This is a genomic window from Trinickia sp. (assembly GCF_051954495.1).
GTDB lineage: Bacteria > Pseudomonadota > Gammaproteobacteria > Burkholderiales > Burkholderiaceae > Trinickia.
Genome location: NZ_JBQCHR010000052.1, coordinates 1 through 19,588, shown reverse-complemented (window position 1 = coordinate 19,588; position 19,588 = coordinate 1). Strand labels below are relative to the sequence as shown.

Below are 19,588 nucleotides of genomic sequence, written 5' to 3'. Positions count from 1 at the left end.
CGAGGAAGTACCGTATGAACAACCCAGTAGGCCCCACGGGGCAGCCCGGCACGAGCCATCCGGCGCCGGGGCAATCGGTCAGCATCGTTTTGATCGAAGACGACGACGGTCACGCCACGCTGATCGAGCGCAACTTGCGGCGCGCGGGCCTGACCAACGGCTTCACGCGTTTCTCCGACGGCCAGGAAGCGCTCGACTATTTTTTCAGCGATTCATCGGCGGCCGCGCGCGAAGAGTTGCCGCCGTCGGTGATCCTGCTCGACTTGAAGATGCCGCGCATCGACGGGCTGGAGGTGCTGCGGCGGCTCAAGGCCGACCGGCGCACGGCGTCGCTGCCGGTCATCGTGCTGACGACGACCGACGATCCGCGCGAGATCGAGCGCTGCTACGAACTCGGCTGCAACGTCTACGTCACCAAACCGGTCGAGTACGACGCGTTCATCGAGGCGGTGCGTCGCCTCGGCTTCTTCTTACAGGTGGTGAAGCTGCCCGCGGGCGCTAGATGAGCGCGCATGCGCTGTTCGTCGACGACGACGAGGGGCTGCTGCGGCTTGCGTCGCGCTCGCTCGCCCGAGCCGGCTACCGCGTCAGCACGGCATCGAGCACCGCGCTGGCGCGCCAGACGATCGATGCCGCGCTGCCCGATGTCATCGTCGTCGACTACGCGCTCGGCTCGGTCGAGACAGGACTCGATTTTTTGCGCGCGCTGCGCTCCCAAGGGCTCGTGTTGCCGGCCATCCTGTGCACGGGGTTCGCGGACGAAGCGCGCGTGATCGAAGCGCTGCGCTCCGGGGTGGCCGACGTCGTTCCGAAGAGCGAGGGGTACCTCGATTATCTGCCCGAGGCGATCGAGCGCGTGTTGCGCGAACGGCGCATCGAGCGGGAATTGGCGTTGGCGCAGCGCTCGCAGGAGCGCGAGGCGCATTTCCGTGCGTTGGCCGAGGAACGCGAAGCGCTGTTGGCCGCCGAACGCGCGGCGCGCGCCGAGGCCGAACGCGCCTCGCGCATGAAGGACGAATTCGTCGCGACGTTATCGCACGAACTGCGCACGCCGCTCAATGCGATCGTCGGCTGGACGCAGTTCTTGCTGCGCGACGGGAGCGTGTCGGAATCGTTGCGCAAGGGGCTCGACGTCATCGATCGCAACGCGCGCGCCCAGGCGCGCATGGTCGATGACTTGCTCGATTTTTCCCGCATCCTCGCAGGCAAGCTGCGGCTCGACACCGAGCGCGTGGACCTGGCGGACATCGTCGAGTACGTCATTCGCTCGGTCGAGCCGGCCGCGCAGGCAAAGGATATTCGGATCGTTTCGTCGCTCGATGCGGCGGGCGCCGTGCTGGGCGACGCGTCGCGCCTGCAGCAGATCGTCTGGAACCTGCTGTCCAACGCCGTCAAGTTCACGGGCAAGGGCGGCCTAGTCGAAGTCGCGCTCCGGCGCGCAGGGGGCGAAGTCGAGCTGGCGGTCGTCGACAACGGGCAGGGCATCACGCCCGAGTTCTTGCCCCACGTATTCGAGCGCTTTTGCCAGGAAGACGCGGGCATTGCGCGTCAACACGGCGGGTTGGGGCTCGGCTTGTCGATCGCGCGGCAGCTCGTCGAACTGCACGGCGGGCACATCGCCGCCCGCAGCGGCGGGGTAGGGTGCGGCGCGACGTTCGTCGTGACGCTGCCGGCGACGGGCGCGGAACTCGCGCGCGAGCGAGACGGCGAAACCCTCGCGCTCGATGCGCCGCCCGAGCTTGCGGGCTTGCGCGTGCTCGTGCTCGAGGACGAACCCGATGCAAGAGAACTCGTCGAGCGCGTGTTGCAGGAGCGCGGTGCAACGACCCTGGTATTCGGCTCCGCGCTCGAGGCGTTGAACGCTTGCGCGATCGAGGCGCCTGACGTGATCGTCAGCGATATCGGCCTGCCGGGCGTGGACGGCTACGAATTCATTCGACGCTTGCGGATGTCGGAGGCGCAACGTGGGAGGACCACGCCCGCGGCCGCGCTGACGGCGTTCGCGCGCAGCGAAGACCGGCGCCGGGCGCTGCTCGCCGGTTTTCAGACGCATTTGGCCAAGCCCATCGATCCGCTGGAGCTCGTCGTCGTCGTGGCCGCGCTGGCGGGGCGCACGACGGCGTTCGCCGGGGCGGCGCCCAGCTGACATTAAAGCTCGATGCGGGTGCCGAGCAGGACGAGGAACTGGCGCAGCCACTCGGGGTGCGCGGGCCAGGCGGGCGCGGTGACGAACGGCGCGTCGGTCACCGCCGCGTCGACCGGAATATCGGCGTACTCGCCGCCGGCAAGCCGCACCTCGGGCGAACATGCCGGATACGACGAAATACGCTTGCCGCGAATCACGTCGGCGGCCGCGAGCAGCTGCGCGGCATGGCAGATGGCCGCAATCGGTTTGTTGCTCCGCGCGAAATGGCGCACGAGTTCGATGACCTTCGGGTCGAGGCGTAAATACTCGGGCGCCCGCCCGCCGGCAATGGCGAGCGCATCGTAGCTCGCCGCATCCACTTCGTCGAAAGTCGCGTTCAACGCGAATTGGTGGCCCGGCTTTTCGGTGTAGGTCTGATCGCCCTCGAAGTCGTGGATCGCGGTTTTGATCTTCTGCCCGGCCCGCTTGCCCGGACACACGGCGTCCACCGTATGCCCGACCGCCTGCAGCGCCTGAAACGGCACCATCGTTTCGTAATCCTCGGCGAAATCGCCCGTCAGAAACAGAATCTTTTTCGCGGCCATGATCTTCTCCTTCTCGTGTGAGGGGACCAACGTGGATGTGCGGCAATAGACTCGTGGCGAAGGGGCAGTGTACTCCTTGGCGATGACAGGCGATGCAATCGAAAGCGGTCGATGGGGCATGACGAAAGCGCCGACAGGCAGGAAAGCAACCGTGTATCGGCGCTTGCGTACTCGTATAAATGTAATTATGATGGTTACAGTTTTGGTCACCCTTCGCCGCGGGATCCGCGCGCTCTATCGATGAACACCAGCAGTCGCTTCGCCTACGCGGTCCATATCTTGGCGCTGCTATCGCTGCAGCAAGGCGAGCCGTTGTCGTCGGAGATCATCGCGGGCAGCGTCAACACGAATCCGGCATTGATTCGCCGGCTGCTGTCGATGCTGGCGCAGGCGGGACTGACCACTTCGCAGCTCGGTGCGGGCGGCGGCGCGCTGCTTGCCCGCGCGCCCGGCGCCATCAAGCTCGTGGACGTCTATCGCGCCGTCGACGAGGCTCAGTTGTTCGGGCTTCACCGCGACGCGCCGAACCCCGATTGCCTCGTCGGCCGGCACATTCAGCAGGTGCTCGTCGGTATCGTCGACGATGCGCAGCGGGCCATGGAGGCCTCGCTCGGCGCACGAACGCTAGCCGACGTGACGGCGGGCGTGATCGAAGCCGAAAATGCGGCCGAGGCGCGGCGCAAGGGAAAGTAGGGGGAAGGTGTAGCGGTCTTGTTGCGAGCATCCCATGGTGCCGCAACGGAGCGCAGTGGAAAGCGAGGGGCATAGCCTCTCTTTTTTCGGCGCTTAAATGTAAGTGAAGTAGTTACATATCCAATCGTTCGCATCATCGACAACAGGAGCAATGCCATGCAGCAGCAACGTTTGAAGATCGCGCTTTTCGGCGCAACGGGCATGATCGGGTCGCGTATCGCCGCGCAAGCGCTGGCGCGCGGGCACGAGGTAACGGCCCTCGCCCGTCATCCTCGCTCCATCGACGGATTGCCGGGGTTGACCGTCGTCGCCGGCGACGTGTTCGACACGGCCGCGAGCGCGGGCCGAATCGAGGGCTTCGATGTCATTGCAAGCGCGTATGCGCCGCCGCGCGACGAACCGTTGAAAGTCATCGAGGCCACGCGCGCGCTCGTCGCGTTGTCACGCACGGCTGGCGTGAAGCGGCTCGTGGCGGTGGGCGGCGCCGGCTCGCTCGAAGTGGCGCCGGGCAAGCAATTGGTCGATACGGAAGGGTTTCCGGACGCCTACAAGGCCGTCGCGCTCGCACATCGCGAAGCGCTGTCGTTCTATCGGACGGTGACGGACGTGGACTGGACGTTCTTCGCCCCGGCTGCCCTCATCGCGCCAGGCACGAAAACCGGCGCCTTCCGCACGGGTTCGGACACCCTCATCGTCGATGCCAACGGCGACAGCAAAATATCCGCTGAAGATTACGCGATGGCGTTCGTCGACGAGATCGAGGCAGGGCGCTTCGTGCGGCGCATCGCGACCGTCGCGTACTGACACGGACGGCTGCAAGCGCACGGACGGCGCGGGCGCCGGCATGGCGCTCGGGCCTGCTCGCACACGCAGCGCCGCGCGTGCCTCGCGCGGCGAGCGATGAGCGAGGAAGACGCTCATCCGGTTAGGCGCACCGCCGATTTTTATCGTTTTATCTGTCGGAGCGGTTTCCCTATAATTTCCCGATCTCGCCTAAATTTAGAATAAATTTCTCTCAGGAGATCGACATGGGAATGGATGCTATCGATCGAAAGCTCGTGGAGCTGCTTCAGGCCGATGCGACGCTGCCGATCGCCGAACTCGCGAGCCGCGTCAACCTCTCGCAGACGCCCTGCTGGAAGCGGCTGCAACGGCTCAAGGAAGAAGGGGTCATCCGCGCGCAGGTGGCGCTGTGCGATGCGCGCAAGCTCGGGGTGGGCACGACGGTGTTCGTCGCCGTGCGCACGAACCAGCATACGGAGGAATGGGCGGTGAATTTCGTGCAGGCCATACGCGACATTCCGGAGGTGGTCGAAGCGTACCGGATGAGCGGCGAAACCGACTATCTGCTGCGGATCGTCGCCTCCGACATCGATGACTACGATCGCGTCTACAAGCAGTTGATTCGCGCGGTGCCGCTGTACGACGTCAGTTCAAGCTTCGCGATGGAGCAGATCAAGTATTCGACGGCGCTGCCGGTGCGGTGACGCGAGGCGTGGGGGCGTCGCGCCCGATGCGCGTAGAATGCCGGCTTTCGTCTTCTTGCTTCGCGCGCGGCGGCCGATCGATCGACCGTGTGCAAGCCTTACGCCATGACCGACCCGCGCCAACCCAAAAAACCGAATCCCACGACCCGCGTCGCCGTGCTCATCGTCGTCGTCGTGCTGATCGTGATCGGCACCTTCGTCTTCAACGCGATGAAGGGCAAGCGCGAGTACGACGAGCAGAACGCAGCGGCGTCGTCGCAATCGGCTGCGGACACAGTCCCTAGCGGCGTGGCCGCCGCGAGCGCCCCCGGCGCCTCGCAATAAGCGCGAGCGTCAAGCCTCGGGCAGTCGAATCACGCCTGCGTCCTTGCGGATCAGGAACGATGCGGCGAGCATCTGCTTGCACTGCAGCGCGAGCAGCTTGATTTCTCCGACGAACTCCGCCGATTGCGCGCCCGCGCGTTCGATGTCGACCACCATTGCATCGAGTTCCCGCGTAAGCTGCTTGGTCGTCTCGGCTTGATCGGCCGGCGGCGGCTCGCCCTTTTGCGCGCACGTGATGTTCTCGCGCACGCTCGATAACGCCCGCTGCAGCGCTTGCGAGCCGTCGGGCTCGTGCTGCGCCATGCTGCGCAAGAGCGGCGCGGCCGCCGTGATGTGTGCGGCAAGGCCGTGGCTCTGCACGAGCAAATCGTTCAGTTCCGGCACGAACCGTTGCTGGGCTTTCGGTTCGAGCATCATGCGCCGGAACGCCTGAGCAAGATTGGCGAAGGCGATATGGACGTTTTTGCGCGCGAGGCGGTAGCGCAGGTCGCGATCGTCGGCGCCGGCCGCATCGGACGCGGCGGCCCCCGGTGCGGCGCTCGCCATCGCCGCGGCAGGCGCATTGCCCCACCACCAGGCGCTTTCCAAGTACTGGCGCGTCGCAGCCAGCATCTCCGACACGAGCTTGCCCATCAACCGGTATTCCCAGTAGGGAAAGAGATGGCTCGCGCCGATCGCGAGCGCGCAGCCCACGATCGTGTCGATCGCGCGCTCGCCGATGATGCGCAGGCTGCCCGGCGCAAGCAAGTGAAACAGCAGCAGCACGTACGACGACGTGAAAACGACGCTCGCCGTGTAGTTGAATAGCAGCAGGCTGTAGCTCATCACCATCGACGCGAACATGAAGAGGAGCAGCACCACCGGCATCTTGACGAACCAAATCAGCCCGAGGCTCGCCGCGCAGCCGATCGTCGTGCCGATGATCCGCTGCGTGTTGCGCTGTTTCGTGAGCGAGTAGCCGGGCTTCATGATGATGAGCGTCGTCATCACGATCCAGTAAGCATTCGTGAGCGGCAGCAGCCGCCCGAGCCAGAACCCGGCGGCAACGGCGAGCGTCACGCGCAGCGCGTGGCGAAAGCTCGGCGAGGCCATCGTCAGATTCGAGAAGATCTGCGGCAGCGGCACGCGCCGTCCCGACAAGAAGCGCATGAGCGTATGGTCGATGCGCATTTCCGTGCGCGCGGTCGGCGTCGGGTTCGCCACGCTCTTCTTCATCTTGTCGATGAGGCGCACGGCGCTCCAGATCCGCCTGAACGACGCCGAAGCGGCCGAATACGCTTCCGGGTTGCGCTCCGCTAGCCCTTGCTTGCGCATTTGTTCGAGTTCGTACTCGATCGCGCGCATTTCCGCTTTCACGTTGACGCGCGCTTCTGGACGCCGGTTCTGCAGCACGGCCAATCCGATTTCCTCGAGGTCGTTCGCCGCCTTGCGAATCAGGTCGCGGAAAAACATCATGAGGTCGGCGTTGCCGAACGTGCTGCGCATGAGCGGATAGTCGGTGTGCGCACCGACGAACAGTTCGTGAAGATCGACTGTGTTGATGAACAGGTTGAACAGCGTGACGCGGCCGGCTTCGAGCTTGCCGCGCCGCAGCTTCGGCAGGTTGCGCAGCACGATGGCACGCGCGGCGTCTTGCATCTCGACCGCCGTCGTTTGCTTTTCGACGAGGTTGCGATAGCAGTCGTCGAGATTGGCGTCGACGTCGTAGAAATCGGCGCGGGCGAGCAGGTAGTCGACGCACGCGAAGACGTTTTCGGCCAACGCCTGCTTTTCGATACGGTGCGCCTGCCATTGCGAGACGAGCGTCGCCCAGTACGTGTACCACAAGCCGCCGGCGAGGATCCACGCGGCATTCGTGAGCGCTTGCAGCGGGGTGAAGTGCTCCTCGAGCGTCATCACCATCATGAACAACGTCGCGAAGCTGATCTGCGGCCAGCGATTGCCGTAGACGACCGTCAACGACAGTGCGAAAGTCAACGCGACGACGGTGGCCCATAGCGCGAACACGTTGAACGTCGCGAGGCCGGTCGCCAGCGCCGACACGAAGCCGAGCACGCTGCAAACGAGCATTTCGTTGTGCTTGTACTTGAGCGGCCCCGGCATGTCGACGACGCAGGCGCCGAGCGCGCCCGTGGCGATCGTGAAGCCGAGATCGGCCTTATGGAAGACGACGAGGCACAGGATAGCCGGCAGCGACACGCCGACAGCCATGCGCAGTCCACCGAAAAAATATTGGCTATAGAGAAATTTTTCGATTTCTTTCGAGTAGCGCATCGATCTCGAAGCGGGCAGCGGGGAGGGAAAAGGGCTGGCTGCGAGTCTAACGTATTTCATCTGCGCGGGGCATAGCCGAAGGCGTGAGAATCCTGCGTGAGGCGGCGCGCGGCGCACCCCGTCGAAGCGTCTTGCATGCGGAGCGGGCGGGGCGTTTGCTATGCTGACGCTTTTGCGTCCCGCGCACCGCTTGCGCGCGTGGCCCGCGCCCCATCCGACAAGGGTTCATGCTTCAGCTTTTCTATTCGAATCGCTACGAAACGCTCGTTCAAGCGCTGTCCGACGATCTTGCCGCGATGCCGTCCGATCCGTGGACGAGCGAGGAGATCGTCGTGCCGAGCGCAGCCGTGCGTCGCCGTCTCGAACTCGAGCTGGCGGCGCGGTGCGGGATCTGCGCGAACGTCAACTTCAGCTATCTCGCACAGTGGCTTTGGACGCGGATCGGCGGCGTCATCGATGTACCGGCTCACTCGCCGTTCGCGGTCGATCGGCTCGCGTGGCGCTGCTATCGGCTGTTTTCGCCCCACGAGGCGACGCCGCGCGGGGCCCACGCGCTCGAGGGCGATGAGGCCGGTTTCGACCGGTGGCTCGACTCGCCCCGTCTTCGCACCTACCTCGATGCCGCCGATGCACCGATGCGCTATGAACTCGCACGGCGTGTCGCCACGGTGTTCGATCACTATCTGACCTATCGTCCCGAGTGGCTGGCGCGCTGGCAACAGGGGCAGTCCATCTTCGACGCGGGGCCGGGGGGCATGGGGGCCGTGCGCCTGTCGAGCGCCTCGCCCGCCGTGCGCGAGGACGAGCGCTGGCAGGCCGCGCTCTGGCGCGCGGTGCTCGGCGAACTGGCGCAGGCGGCCGATCGAACGGGCGGTGCGCCGGGTTCCGTCGATGCAACGCCGCCGGCACACCGCTTCCTTCAACTCGTGCGCACGCTCGATCTCGATGCCATCATGCGCGCGCAGTGGCCGGCCGCGGTCAGCGTGTTCGCGCCGCCGACCATCGCGCCGCTCTATATCGCGCTGCTGCGCGAGCTGTCGCGCTGGATGGACGTCCGGCTGTATGTGATGAACCCGTGCCGCCAGTTCTGGTTCGACATCGTCACCGAAGGCAAGGCGCTCGCCCTCGAGGCGGCCGACGCGCTCGACTTCCACGAGGTCGGTCATCCGCTGCTTGCTCAGTGGGGGCGGCAGACTCAAGCGCAGCTGCATTTGCTGCACGAGTTGACCGAAGGCGCGGCCGCCGGCGAGGCGACCCGCTATGCCGAAAACGAAGCGGACAATTGGCTCGCTCGCGTCCAGAACGCCATGCTCGACTTGACGCCGGAGGCGAGCGCGGGCGAAGCCGCCGCACCCGGCGAGCGCGACGTCGGGCTCGGCATCGAGGTCCATGTGTGCCACAGCTTGTCGCGTCAGCTCGAAGTGCTGCACGATCGCCTGCTCGGCTGGTTCGACGACGCGCGCGCCGATGGGGGCGATACGCTGCCCGGTTTGCGTCCGTCCGACGTGCTCGTCGTCTGTCCGGATCTCGCGGCAGCCGCCCCGTTGATCGATGCCGTGTTCGGCACGACGCAAAGCGACGAGCGCAGCCGCATTCCCTACCGCATCACGGGCTTGCCGCCGTCGCAGGCCAATCCGATCGCGCGCGTGCTGCTCGATTGGCTCGCGCTTGCGGAGCGCGGCGTGGCGGCGCCCGAAGTGGTCGAGTGGCTGCGGGTCGACGCCATCGCGGCGCGCTACGGCATCGATGCCGTGGCGCTCGATACGGTGCAAGGCTGGCTGGCCGCGGCGGGCGCGCGCCGCGGGCTCGCGGCCGATGCGCCCGCGGGCGAGAGCGAGGGCGCCCATCCGGCGCATGCGATCACGGGCGCGCGCCATACGTTCGCCGATGCGCTGACGCGGCTTTTCCTCGGCTATGCGATGCCCGACGACGCCGAGCCCGTGGATGCCTGGCTGCCCGTCGCCGGGGCGCGCGGCGCCGACGGCGAATTGCTTGGGCGGCTCGCGTGTTTCATCGACGATCTCTACGTGTTCGTGCGGCGTTCCCGCGAGACACTGAGCTGCGACGATTGGAGCACGCTGTTCGCCGATGCGCTCGCGCGGTTGTTCGACGCTTCGCCGCCGTTCGCGGATGCGCTCGCGAATGTGCGCGACGCTGTCGAACAGGCGCTCGAAGCGATGCGCGACGGTGCGCGCGAGGCGCGCGCGCCGGCCGCGGTGATGCGCGCGGCGCTGACCGTCGCGCTCGACGATGCGGCGCATGGCGGCGTACCTTGGGGCGGCGTCACCTTCTCGTCGTTGACGAGCCTGCGTGGTCTGCCGTACCGGGCGATTTGTTTGATCGGAATGGACGACGGCGTCCTCCCCAGTCTCGCGCGCGCGGACGAATTCGACTTGATGGCTGCGCTGCCTCAGTTGGGTGACCGTCAGCGTCGCGCCGACGAGCGCAATCTGTTTCTCGACTTGTTGCTTGCGGCGCGCGATCGGCTGTACATCAGCTATACGGGCCGCAGCATTCGCGACAACGCTCCGTTGCCGCCCGCCGCGCTCGTCGACGAGCTGCTCGATCACCTCGCCCGGGCGAAGGCGGGGCCGGACGCGACGCCGTCGGAGATCGAGACCGCGCGCAAGGCGTTCATCGTCGAGCATCCGCTGCAGCCGTTTTCGGCCGACTATTTCGACGATACGCCCGTGCTCTTCACCTACGACGCCGAGCGTGCGCGCTTGGCGCAGCGGCTGGCGGACGATTCCGCGGGCGCGGACGCTACGCCGCCGTTTTTCTCGCAGCCGTTGCCGCCCGAGACGGCAGGGCCCATCGCCTTCGCCGATTTTCAGCGGTTTTGGCAGCATCCCGCACGGGCGTTGCTTCGCGAACGGCTTGGCGTCGTGCTGGAAAAAACACAGGGCGAACTGCTCGAGGTCGAGCCGTTCGAGCTCGATTACGCGGGGCGCGACGCGCTTGCCGATCGCTTGCTGCCGCGCCTGATCGACAGCGACGACGACACAGAGCGCGCGCGCGCATGGCGTATCGCGCGGGCGAGCCCGGAATTGCCGGCCGGCGCGACAGGCGACGTGCTCAAACGTCGCGAGCTCGGCGCGCTCGCTCGCCTCGCGGGCGACGTGCGGACGGCGCTGGCGACAGGCTCGGCGCGTTTGCCTTTTACGCTGCGGGTGCTCCCGCGCTGGCCCGACACCGACGGCCTACCGCTGTTCGGCGCGCACGATGCGACGTTGCGAGCGCAACTGCTCGAAACGTCACACGCGAGCGTGACCTTGCAGGGCACGCTCAACCGCGTGACGGACACCGGCCAGGTCCTTTATCGATACGCGAGCCCCAGCGCGCGCGAGTATTTGAACGCTTGGCTCGCGCATCTCGCGCTGTGCGCCGCGCGGCCCGACGGCGCGCGCCGTACGGTGTGGTACGGCGCCACCGAGCGCTTCGCCTTCTCGCCCGTCGACGCGCCGCTCGAGCAGCTCGCGCCGCTCGTCGCGCTATTCATCGCCGGGCGCCGGCTGCCGCTGCGTTTCTTTCCGAAAAGCGCATGGGCGAAGGTGAACGGTTCGGATGCCGATGCGCTCGGCGTTTGGATCAGCGATCGCGTCCGTGGCGAGTCGGACGACACAGCGTTGGAAATCGCTTGGCGCGGCCAGGACCTATCGCTCGACGACCGGTTCGGCGTGCTGTCGCGGATCGTATTCGAGCCGATGCTGGCTCATCTGACGGGGGGCGACGCATGAACGAGCGTGACCGCCTGTCCCATCCGGCGCCGCCCGAGGCGCTCGATGTCTTCACGTGCCCGCTGTCCGGCGTGAACCAGATCGAAGCCTCGGCCGGCACGGGCAAGACGTGGAACATCTGCGCGCTCTACGTGCGCCTGCTGCTCGAACGCGATTTGAACGCGGACCAGATTCTCGTCGTCACGTTTACGAAGGCGGCCACGGCGGAGCTGCACGAGCGCATCCGCACACGTCTGGCCGAACTCGTGCGCGCCATCGAGATCGACGACGACGGCGGCGATCCGTTCGTCGCCCAACTGCTCGAGACGACGCTCGGCCCCGGCGGGCTCGATCGCGAGGTGGCCGGCAAGCGCGTTCGGCGCGCGCTGTCGACCTTCGATCAAGCGGCCATCCACACGATCCACGCGTTTTGTCAGCGCGCGCTGCAAGAGGCGCCGTTCGCGGCCGCCATGCCGTTCGCGTTCGAGATGGAGGCCGACGACGCATCGCTGCGCTTCGAGCTTGCCGCGCAGTTTTGGCGCGAGCGCGTCGAGCCGGTCGCGGCCGCGTATCCGGCGTTCGCCGCCTGGCTCGTCGCGCGCGGGGCGAGCCCCGTGGAACTCGATAGTCAACTCGCGAGACGTTTGAAAAAGCCGCTGGCGCAGCTGCGCTGGGGCGGCTCGGGCGAGATGCCGCCCACGCTCGAGCCCGATATCGACGACGATGCGACGGCGCGGTTCGACGCCGCGTGCGCGCTTTGGCGCGAGCAACGCGAAGCGATCGAGCGCGTGTTGACCGACGCTCAGGCCTCGCTGAAGCAGACCACGCACAAAGCAGAAGCGATACGCGCGGCGCTTGACGCCTGGGGCCGGTATTTTGCCGAGGGCGACTGCCACGCGCCGCCGCCGCGCGAGGCGCTGAAGCTGACGGCGACGGCGCTCGCGAAGGCGACCAAGGTCAAGCTCACGCCGCCCGAGCACCCGTTCTTCGCGCTGGCCGATACGCTCGCCTCGGCGTCCGAGACCGCCGAGGCGATCCATCGAACGCGATGGCTCGGCCTGCTCGCGCTGTGGCTAGACGAAGCCCCCGCCGCGCTGGCGACGATGAAGCGCACGCGCCGGCTCGCATCGTTCGACGATCTGCTCGCCAATCTGCACGGCGCGCTGGCGCAACATCCGTGGCTCGCGCAAACGCTGCGGGCGCGGTATCCGGCCGCGCTCATCGACGAGTTCCAAGACACCGATCCGCTGCAGTTCGCGATTTTCGAGCGCATCTTCGCGAGCCCCGGCGCCGATGGGCAAGCGGGACCGCTCTTCCTGGTCGGCGATCCGAAGCAGGCGATCTACAGCTTCCGCGCAGCCGACTTGCACACGTACCTGGCGGCTCGGCACGCGGCGACGGCGCGTTACACGCTCGCCGTCAATCAGCGCTCGACGGCGCCGCTCGTAGAGGCGTGCAATCGCATCTTCGGCGCCAATCCGCGGGCGTTCGTGCTCGAAGGGCTGGACTACTTGCCCGTGCGCGCGGCCGAGCGTGCGCGTGCTCCGTTGATCGACGATGCCGATCCCGCGCGGGATCGAGGCGCCGACGGCGCGTTGCGCGTATGGATGCTGCCCTCGGGCGAAGCGACGTTGATCAAGCGCGAGGCGCAGCGGCAAGCGGCCGAAGCCTGCGCGGCCGAGATCGTGCGTTTGCTGCGCGGCGCGCGCGAGGGCAGCGTGGCCCTCGGCGAAGCAGCGCTTGCCCCCGCGGATATCGCCGTGCTCGTGCGCACGCACAAACAGGGCAGTTTGATGAAGCGCGTGCTCGCCGCCTGGGGCGTGGGCAGCGTCGAGCTTGCGCAATCGTCCGTGTTCGCGACGCTCGATGCCGAGCAGCTCGAGCGCGTGTTGGCCGCGGTCGATGCGCCTGGCGATCTGCGGCGCTTGCGCGCGGCCCTCGCGGCGGATTGGTTCGGGCTCGATGCGCAGGCGCTCGCGAGGCTCGCGCAGCTGGCCGATGCGCCGGCGGTGGCCCATGCCGATGAGGCGACCGCTTGGGTCGAACGCTTCTCTCGGTACCGGGCCCTGTGGCTCGAACGCGGTTTTGCGACGATGTGGCGCTCGATGATGCGCGAACTGGGCGTGGGCGAGCGGCTTATCGCCGGCCGCGAGGGCGAACGTCGGCTGACTGACGTCAATCATTTGGCCGAACTGGCTGCGGCGCGAGCGGCCGTGCAGCCGGGCATCGCGCCGACGTTGCGTTGGCTTGCCGCCGAAAGGGCGCGCGGGGGCGGCGAGGAAGCGCAGCTGCGGTTGGAATCGGATCGCGATCTCGTACAGATCGTGACCGTGCATAAATCGAAAGGGCTCGAATACGCGATCGTATTCTGTCCGTTCCTTGGCGACGGCGCGCGTATGTCCGGGTCGAGCACCGGTTTGCCCGACGCCCGCGAGTATCACGACGATGAACAAGCGGGCGCGCGCGCGGTGCTCCATTACGGTTGCGAGGGCGAGCAAGCCGAGCGCGCCGAGCGAGAGGCGCAGCGCGAGGAAGCGGCCGAGCGCGCGCGTCTCGTCTATGTCGCGCTCACGCGTGCCGTACACCGCTGCTACCTGGTCGCGGGCGCGTATCTCTCGTCGCGCTCCACGAAAGAATCGCGCCGCAGCGTGCTGAACTGGCTCGTCGCGGCCGATGGCCGTCCGTTCGAAGCCTGGACCGAAGAGCCGCCCGAAGCCGAAGCGATCGGCACGGCATGGGGGACGCTGGCCGACGGTCCGATCACGCTTGCGCCGCTGCCGACGCCGCAACGGCGCGCTCCGCTCGAACGCGAGGCGGCGTCGAGCCGCCGGTTCAGTGCGCGGGTGTTGCGCCGAACGTTGACGGAAAGTTGGCGCATCGCCAGCTTCAGCTCGCTGGCGGCCGCGGCCGTGCGGCAACCGAACGAGGCGGTCGACGAGGAGCCGAGGCCCGACCACGATGCGCTCGCCGCCACGCAGCAAGACGCGCAGGCGGCCGAGTCCGCGTGGTCGTCATACGCGCCGGTGCCGCGCGCCGCCTTCGCGCACACGCCGGCCGAACTGCTGTCGGCCGACGACATTCTGGCGTTCCCGCGCGGCGCCGCCGCGGGGGAATGTTTGCACAGGATGTTCGAGCTGGCGGACTTTTCCGATTCGGCGACCTGGCCGGCCGCCATCGAGCGCGCGCTAGTCGAGCGGCCCGTCGCGGCCGATGCGGAAACGGCCGCGCGCTTGCCGGCCATGATGGCGCACCTGATCGCGGATGTCACGACCACGCCGCTAGCGCCGGGCTTGACGCTGGCGGCGCTCGACCCGTCTCGAAGGCTGACCGAATGGCCGTTCCTGTTCGCCGCTTCGGCGCTCCAATTGCGTGCTTTGCGCGATGTGCTGACGCGACACGGGTATCCGGACGTCGCGTTGGAGGGCGGCCTGCTGAGCGGATTCGTCAAAGGGTTTATCGACATGGTGGTCGAGCACGAAGGCCGTTTCTGGATCATCGATTGGAAGTCGAATCATCTCGGTTCCACACCGGCCGATTACGGCGCGCTTTCGCTCGAGGCCGCGATGGCGCACCACGCGTATCACCTGCAGGCTCTGCTCTACACGGTCGCGCTGCATCGTTATCTGAAGGCGCGTCAACCGCGCTACGACTACGAGACGCATATCGCGGGCTATGCCTATGTGTTCGTGCGCGGCGTGCGCCCGGCCTGGCGTGACGGGGCGGCGCCCTGCGGCGTGCATGTGCGTCGGCCGGCGCGAGAACTCGTCGACGCGCTCGATGCGGCGATGAACGGAGGGCCGGCGTCATGATCGTTGCGGATCGTCATGCGCGAGCGCCCCACATGCGCGCTGGGGGCGACTTCGGCGCGGCGTTGGCCGAGGGCTTCGCGCGGCGCGTCGGCGCGCTCGCGCAGCGTTTGGGGGCGAGTCCCGCCGCCGTGCGATGGGCGCGCCGCGCCGCGTTCGCGGCGAGTCGCGCGACGAGCGCCGGGCACGTCTGCGTGTCGCTGCAGCGCCTCGCGCAGCGCTACGGCGAGCCGTTCGACGCCGTGGCTGCCGCGCTCGGTTCGAGCGGCGTCGTGTCGGCGGGCGGACATCGGTTTGCCGCGCAAACGCCGCTCGTCGTCGATGGGGCCGGGCGACTCTATCTGGCACGCTACTACGACGACGAGCGCCGGCTCGCGGCCGCTGTGGTCGCGCACGCGACGCTCGCTCGCGATGTCGATGCGGCCGGGCTCGCGGCGCGGCTCGAGCGGTTTTTCGGGCCCCCCGATGCGGGCGAAGTCGATTGGCAACGGGCTGCCGCCGCACTGTCGCTGTCCAGCCGGCTGACGGTCGTGAGCGGCGGGCCCGGCACGGGCAAGACGACGACCGTCGTCGGCATGCTCGCGTGCTTGATCGACGCGAATCCCGCGCTGACGATCGCGCTGGCCGCGCCGACGGGCAAGGCCGCGCAGCGCATGCAAGAGGCGCTGCTCGCGCGCGCGACGAGCCTGCCGGCGGCCATCGCCGAGCGCTTGCCTCGCGCGTCGCAGACGCTGCACCGGCTGCTGGGCCTGGGCCATGGCATGCGCGCGCGGTATGGGCGCGACAATCCGCTGCCGTACGACGTGCTGGTCGTCGACGAGGCCTCGATGATCGACGTGACGCTGGCCGCGCAGCTGTTCGATGCACTTTCGCCCGACACGCGGCTCGTGCTGCTCGGCGACAAAGACCAGCTCGCAGCGGTCGAGGCGGGCGCTGTCTTCGCCGAGCTCAGCGCGCGGCCGGCTTTCAGCGCGGACGGCGTGGCCCGCATCGCGGGCGCGACGGGCGTGGGCGATGCGCGCGTGCGGGCGGCATTGCCGCGCGCGCAAGAACGCGGCAACGAGGATCTTCTCGGCTGGGATTCGGCCACGAGCGAGGAAGAAGCGGCGCTCAGTTTATTCGATTCGTTCGAGTCGCTGGACGACCCTCTAGCTTGGACGGGACTTGACGAACCCGATCCTGTGTCTGATGGCGAAGGCGCAGCAGGCGAAGAGACGAGCCGATTGGAGCCGCTAGGTCCGGTGAACCCGACGCATCCGGCGCTCGAGCCCGTCGCCGAAGGCGATGCCGAGCGATCATCGACCGGCGAGAACGCACCGGATCACGCGCCGCTCATCGATTGCGTCGTTTGGCTAGAGCGCAACTACCGCTTCGGGCTCGATTCGGCGATCGGCCGCTTATCGCTTGCGATCCGGCGCGGCGACGTACCAGCCGCGCTCGATGCGCTCGGTGCGCGCGACGGCGGCGCAGCCAGCGCCCCGGCCGAGCGGGATCTATTCGAAGCGATGGATACCGGCGAGTCCGATTTCGATATCCCGGCACAGCTCGACGAAGACGGCGGCCCGGCGCTCTCCGCGCACACGCTCGAGCGTTTGACGCGTGGCTTCGCGCCCTACGTGCATGCGCTGACCGCCGCGCTTGGGCAGCCGCAGCCCGACTGCACGCCGCTCTTCGATGCGCTCAATGCCTTTCGTATCCTCTGTGCGACGCGGCTCGGGGCGCGCGGCGTCGACGCGATCAATGCGCACATGGCCGAGCACGTGCGGCGCGCCGCGCGCGTCCCGCTCATGGTGGGAACGAACTGGTTCGCCGGCCGCGCCGTCATGGTGACGCGCAACGACTACGCGCTGGGCTTGTTCAACGGCGACATCGGCATCGCATTGCCCACGCCGCAGGGCGCGTTGCGCGTCTATTTCCGTACGGCGGATGGCGGCATGCGGGCCGTGACCCCCGCGGCGCTGCCGCCGCACGATCCGGCCTTCGCATTGACGGTTCACAAGTCGCAGGGCTCAGAGTTCGACCATGCGGCGCTCCTGCTGCCCGCGGCGTCGGGCCGTGTGTTGACGCGCGAGCTCGTCTACACAGCGGTCACGCGGGCCCGAAAAACCGTGCGCGTCGTCGGCTCGCGCGAGGTCCTTGCCGATGCGATCGCCACCCCGACGCGGCGCGACTCGGGGCTGCTCGCCCGTATGCAGGAGTTACGATGACATTGCGCTATCAGGTGTTGCCCACGGAAGTCGAGTTGACCGCCGTTCGTGCTCAGGGCGCGGGAGGGCAAAACGTCAACAAGGTATCGAGCGCGATCCATCTGCGCTTCGACATCCGCGCATCGTCGTTGCCCGATGTCTTGAAGATGCGCTTGCTCGCACTCGACGATCGTCGAATCACGCGCGAGGGCATCGTCGTCATCAAGGCGCAAGAGTATCGGACGCAGGAGATGAATCGGACGGCGGCGCTCGCGCGGCTGGACGAATTGATCGCGAGTGTCAGCGTCACGCGCCGTCCGCGGATTCCTACGCGGCCCACGCGGGCGTCGACAGCGCGCCGCTTGGACAGCAAGACGCGCCGCTCGAGCGTGAAAGCGGGACGAGGACGCGTACTGGATTGAAGAAGCGGGCAAAGCTGCGCGCCACGCTCTAGACAGTCACGTGAGGGCGAATGGCGACGCAGCCGCCCCGCTTAGCCGCCGTCGCGCGGCGCATGCCGTACGTCGGCGACGAAGTCGACGCAAAACACCTCGGTCTTGCCGTTGGTCTCGATGGTAACGGCGGCCGTGTAGCAATCCTTGCCTTCGGTCAGCGAGTAGTGCGGCCCCATGACGGCCACCCGCCCCGGTGAAGCGAGCGCGCGCTTGAAGTACGCTCGGCGCGACCAATTGCTGGACGTGTCGGGAAACAGCGGGGCAAGGCGCGGCGCATGGCTTTCCTCGCCGGCGGCGATCGACGCGCGATGCTGGTCGCCGTGTCGATCGACGACGAACACGCGGCGCGCCCAGGGCGTGCGGAACGTCTGCTGCGCGGCGAATGCGAGATCGTTCGTCGCCTTGTAGGCGCGCGCGCCGCCGAGCACCGTTTCCTCGACGCTCGCGAATTCCACGGGCGTTCCGGGCAATGCGAGCGCGCGCGCATGAAAGCGCTGCCACATCGATTCGATACGCTCGGGCGCCACGCTGCTGGCGGCGGCGACCGACGCATGCGGCTTGCCGAGCCAAAAACCTTGGATGAAATCGGCGTCGGCCTCCATCAGCGTCATGAGTTCGTCCTCGGTCTCGACGCCTTCTCCTAAAACCATCGTGCCGGCGCGATGCAGCATCGTCACGAGCTGCGTGGCGAATTGATGGTCCGCGACCGGCGCGGCAATGCGCGCGACGAGGGAGCGATCGAGCTTGACGATATCGGGGCGCATGCGCCAGATGCGGTCGAAATTCGAAAACCCGGTGCCGAAATCGTCGATGGCGATGAGCAGGTCGCGTTCGCGCAGCGATTCGACGATGCGCTCAAAATGCTGTTCGTCGGCGCTCGGCTGCTCGATCATCTCGATCACCACGCGGTGATGCGGGATGCCGAAGTAGTCGCACAGTTCGTCGGTGAACGCGCGGTAATTGGGGCCGACTCGCAGGAGTTGAGGCAGGGCGTTGACGAAAAGCCAGCCCGTTTCGACGTTTTGCTCGGCGAAGTTCGCAAAATGGACGCAGCGCGTGAGCCGCTCGAGCGCGAGCGCGGGGCCCGTGGCCTTCGCGCGCGCGAATAGCTGATCGGGCGGGATCGATTGGCCAAGTGCATTGGTCGCGCGCAGCAGCGCCTCGTAGCCCACGACGCGCTTGTGCGTGATCGAAACGACGGGCTGAAACGCACTGCGCAACGTGACGCCTTGATAGACGATGCGCCAGCCGGCGGCATCGCGCGTGAGATGCGGCAGAATGCCCGCGAGGGTCAGGTCGCGCTTGGACAACATGGCGAGCGAAGCGCGTCCACGCACCGCGGCCGAGCGCGGCGGCCGCCGCGCGAGGCGTGGGAAAAGATCGTGCTGGGTGCGCACGGCGAGCCGTTCGGCTGGAAGCGAACGAAAAGACTTGGCATGTCGCACGATGTCCATATGACGAAAGGGCAGTGTATCAACAAAAGCGTGATCGGAAGAAACGCGCCCAGCGTAAGGCCGCGCGGCCGGGAGGCAGCGTGCGGTCGCAGACGGTTGATGGGGGTGCGCGCCGCAATCGAGTGTCGGACGTGGGGCGCCGAACGTTCGGGCGGGAAGCGCGGAAGAGGGGTATTCGGTGGGGCGCGCGAGGGGAAGAGGAGGCGCGCCCCGATGGCATGCCCTTCAGGCTTGCCGCTGCCGCAGGCCCGGAATGCGCTTGATGAAGCCGGTCGCGAGGGCGGTGCCGACGAGCACGATCGCGCAGCCCTCGATCATGCCTGCGCTGATCGGCTCGTCGAGGAACAGCGTGCCCCATAGGATGCCGAAGACCGGGATGATGAACGTGACGGTGATCGCGCGCGACGGCCCGGCTGCGACGATCAAGTGGAAGAAGATCAAATAGGCGATGCCCGTGCAGGCG

The 19,588-nt window shown here is 67.4% G+C and carries 14 protein-coding genes; 10 read left to right on the top strand and 4 right to left on the bottom strand.

Annotated elements, in window-relative coordinates; all coding sequences use genetic code 11:
• Window positions 1-14 precede the first annotated feature (14 nt).
• Both ACTHNR_RS08245 and ACTHNR_RS08240 read left to right on the top strand, forming a co-directional pair.
• Window positions 15-506, top strand: coding sequence for a response regulator (locus ACTHNR_RS08245; protein ID WP_440547087.1), 492 nt, complete (start codon window positions 15-17; stop codon window positions 504-506).
• Window positions 503-2,146, top strand: coding sequence for a response regulator (locus tag ACTHNR_RS08240; protein WP_440547086.1), 1,644 nt, complete (start codon window positions 503-505; stop codon window positions 2,144-2,146). Before ACTHNR_RS08245 ends, ACTHNR_RS08240 begins: the two co-directional genes overlap by 4 nt.
• A 2-nt stretch (window positions 2,147-2,148) precedes the next feature.
• On the opposite strand, the gene ACTHNR_RS08235 is transcribed toward ACTHNR_RS08240, so the two are convergent.
• Window positions 2,149-2,730: a DJ-1/PfpI family protein gene (locus ACTHNR_RS08235; RefSeq protein WP_440547085.1), complete on the bottom strand. Its 582-nt coding sequence runs from the start codon at window positions 2,728-2,730 to the stop codon at window positions 2,149-2,151.
• A 240-nt stretch (window positions 2,731-2,970) separates the two neighbouring features.
• On the opposite strand from ACTHNR_RS08235, the gene ACTHNR_RS08230 reads away from it, so the two are divergent.
• The 4 genes from ACTHNR_RS08230 (at window position 2,971) to ACTHNR_RS08215 (ending at window position 5,234) form a co-directional block, all read left to right on the top strand.
• Window positions 2,971-3,423: an Rrf2 family transcriptional regulator gene (locus ACTHNR_RS08230; protein WP_440547084.1), complete on the top strand. Its 453-nt coding sequence runs from the start codon at window positions 2,971-2,973 to the stop codon at window positions 3,421-3,423.
• Window positions 3,424-3,579: 156 nt separating this feature from the next.
• On the top strand, window positions 3,580-4,227 hold the full coding sequence (locus ACTHNR_RS08225) for an NAD(P)-dependent oxidoreductase (RefSeq protein WP_440547083.1): 648 nt from the start codon (window positions 3,580-3,582) through the stop codon (window positions 4,225-4,227).
• Between the two features lie 224 nt (window positions 4,228-4,451).
• Window positions 4,452-4,910: an Lrp/AsnC family transcriptional regulator gene (locus ACTHNR_RS08220; protein ID WP_440547082.1), complete on the top strand. Its 459-nt coding sequence runs from the start codon at window positions 4,452-4,454 to the stop codon at window positions 4,908-4,910.
• 87 nt (window positions 4,911-4,997) lie between these two features.
• Window positions 4,998-5,234: a hypothetical protein gene (locus ACTHNR_RS08215; protein WP_440547081.1), complete on the top strand. Its 237-nt coding sequence runs from the start codon at window positions 4,998-5,000 to the stop codon at window positions 5,232-5,234.
• 9 nt (window positions 5,235-5,243) lie between these two features.
• Here the strand turns inward: ACTHNR_RS08215 and ACTHNR_RS08210 are convergent, their stop codons facing one another.
• Window positions 5,244-7,508: an FUSC family protein gene (locus ACTHNR_RS08210; protein WP_440547080.1), complete on the bottom strand. Its 2,265-nt coding sequence runs from the start codon at window positions 7,506-7,508 to the stop codon at window positions 5,244-5,246.
• 227 nt (window positions 7,509-7,735) lie between these two features.
• Between ACTHNR_RS08210 and recC the strand changes: the two genes are divergently transcribed.
• From recC to arfB, 4 genes are read left to right on the top strand one after another with little or no spacing between them, the layout of a single operon-like run.
• Window positions 7,736-11,245: an exodeoxyribonuclease V subunit gamma gene (recC, locus tag ACTHNR_RS08205; RefSeq protein WP_440547079.1), complete on the top strand. Its 3,510-nt coding sequence runs from the start codon at window positions 7,736-7,738 to the stop codon at window positions 11,243-11,245.
• Window positions 11,242-15,033 (top strand): exodeoxyribonuclease V subunit beta, encoded by a 3,792-nt coding sequence (gene recB / locus ACTHNR_RS08200; RefSeq protein ID WP_440547078.1) that lies wholly within the window; start codon window positions 11,242-11,244, stop codon window positions 15,031-15,033. Before recC ends, recB begins: the two co-directional genes overlap by 4 nt.
• On the top strand, window positions 15,030-17,237 hold the full coding sequence (locus ACTHNR_RS08195) for an AAA family ATPase (protein ID WP_440547077.1): 2,208 nt from the start codon (window positions 15,030-15,032) through the stop codon (window positions 17,235-17,237). The genes recB and ACTHNR_RS08195 overlap by 4 nt, the downstream gene beginning before the upstream one ends.
• A complete protein-coding gene (gene arfB, locus ACTHNR_RS08190; RefSeq protein WP_440547076.1) occupies window positions 17,234-17,638 on the top strand; it encodes an alternative ribosome rescue aminoacyl-tRNA hydrolase ArfB in 405 nt (134 codons plus the stop codon). The genes ACTHNR_RS08195 and arfB overlap by 4 nt, the downstream gene beginning before the upstream one ends.
• A gap of 71 nt (window positions 17,639-17,709) precedes the next feature.
• On the opposite strand, the gene ACTHNR_RS08185 is transcribed toward arfB, so the two are convergent.
• Together ACTHNR_RS08185 and ACTHNR_RS08180 are read right to left on the bottom strand one after the other, a co-directional pair.
• Entirely contained in the window at window positions 17,710-18,984 is a 1,275-nt protein-coding gene (locus tag ACTHNR_RS08185; RefSeq protein WP_440547150.1) for a sensor domain-containing phosphodiesterase, read from the bottom strand.
• Between the two features lie 366 nt (window positions 18,985-19,350).
• The coding region (locus ACTHNR_RS08180) for an EamA family transporter (protein WP_440547075.1) at window positions 19,351-19,588 on the bottom strand (238 nt) is incomplete at its 5' end.

Bases quoted from the DNA above. Each gene is read 5' to 3' on its own strand.
- ACTHNR_RS08240 (WP_440547086.1), top strand. From the start codon at position 503: ATGAGCGCGCATGCGCTGTTCGTCGACGACGACGAGGGGCTGCTGCGG.
- ACTHNR_RS08225 (WP_440547083.1), top strand. From the start codon at position 3,580: ATGCAGCAGCAACGTTTGAAGATCGCGCTTTTCGGCGCAACGGGCATG.
- ACTHNR_RS08230 (WP_440547084.1), top strand. From the start codon at position 2,971: ATGAACACCAGCAGTCGCTTCGCCTACGCGGTCCATATCTTGGCGCTG.
- ACTHNR_RS08220 (WP_440547082.1), top strand. From the start codon at position 4,452: ATGGGAATGGATGCTATCGATCGAAAGCTCGTGGAGCTGCTTCAGGCC.
- ACTHNR_RS08185 (WP_440547150.1), bottom strand. From the start codon at position 18,984: ATGTTGTCCAAGCGCGACCTGACCCTCGCGGGCATTCTGCCGCATCTC.
- arfB (WP_440547076.1), top strand. From the start codon at position 17,234: ATGACATTGCGCTATCAGGTGTTGCCCACGGAAGTCGAGTTGACCGCC.
- ACTHNR_RS08210 (WP_440547080.1), bottom strand. From the start codon at position 7,508: ATGCGCTACTCGAAAGAAATCGAAAAATTTCTCTATAGCCAATATTTT.
- ACTHNR_RS08235 (WP_440547085.1), bottom strand. From the start codon at position 2,730: ATGGCCGCGAAAAAGATTCTGTTTCTGACGGGCGATTTCGCCGAGGAT.
- ACTHNR_RS08195 (WP_440547077.1), top strand. From the start codon at position 15,030: ATGATCGTTGCGGATCGTCATGCGCGAGCGCCCCACATGCGCGCTGGG.
- recB (WP_440547078.1), top strand. From the start codon at position 11,242: ATGAACGAGCGTGACCGCCTGTCCCATCCGGCGCCGCCCGAGGCGCTC.
- ACTHNR_RS08245 (WP_440547087.1), top strand. From the start codon at position 15: ATGAACAACCCAGTAGGCCCCACGGGGCAGCCCGGCACGAGCCATCCG.
- recC (WP_440547079.1), top strand. From the start codon at position 7,736: ATGCTTCAGCTTTTCTATTCGAATCGCTACGAAACGCTCGTTCAAGCG.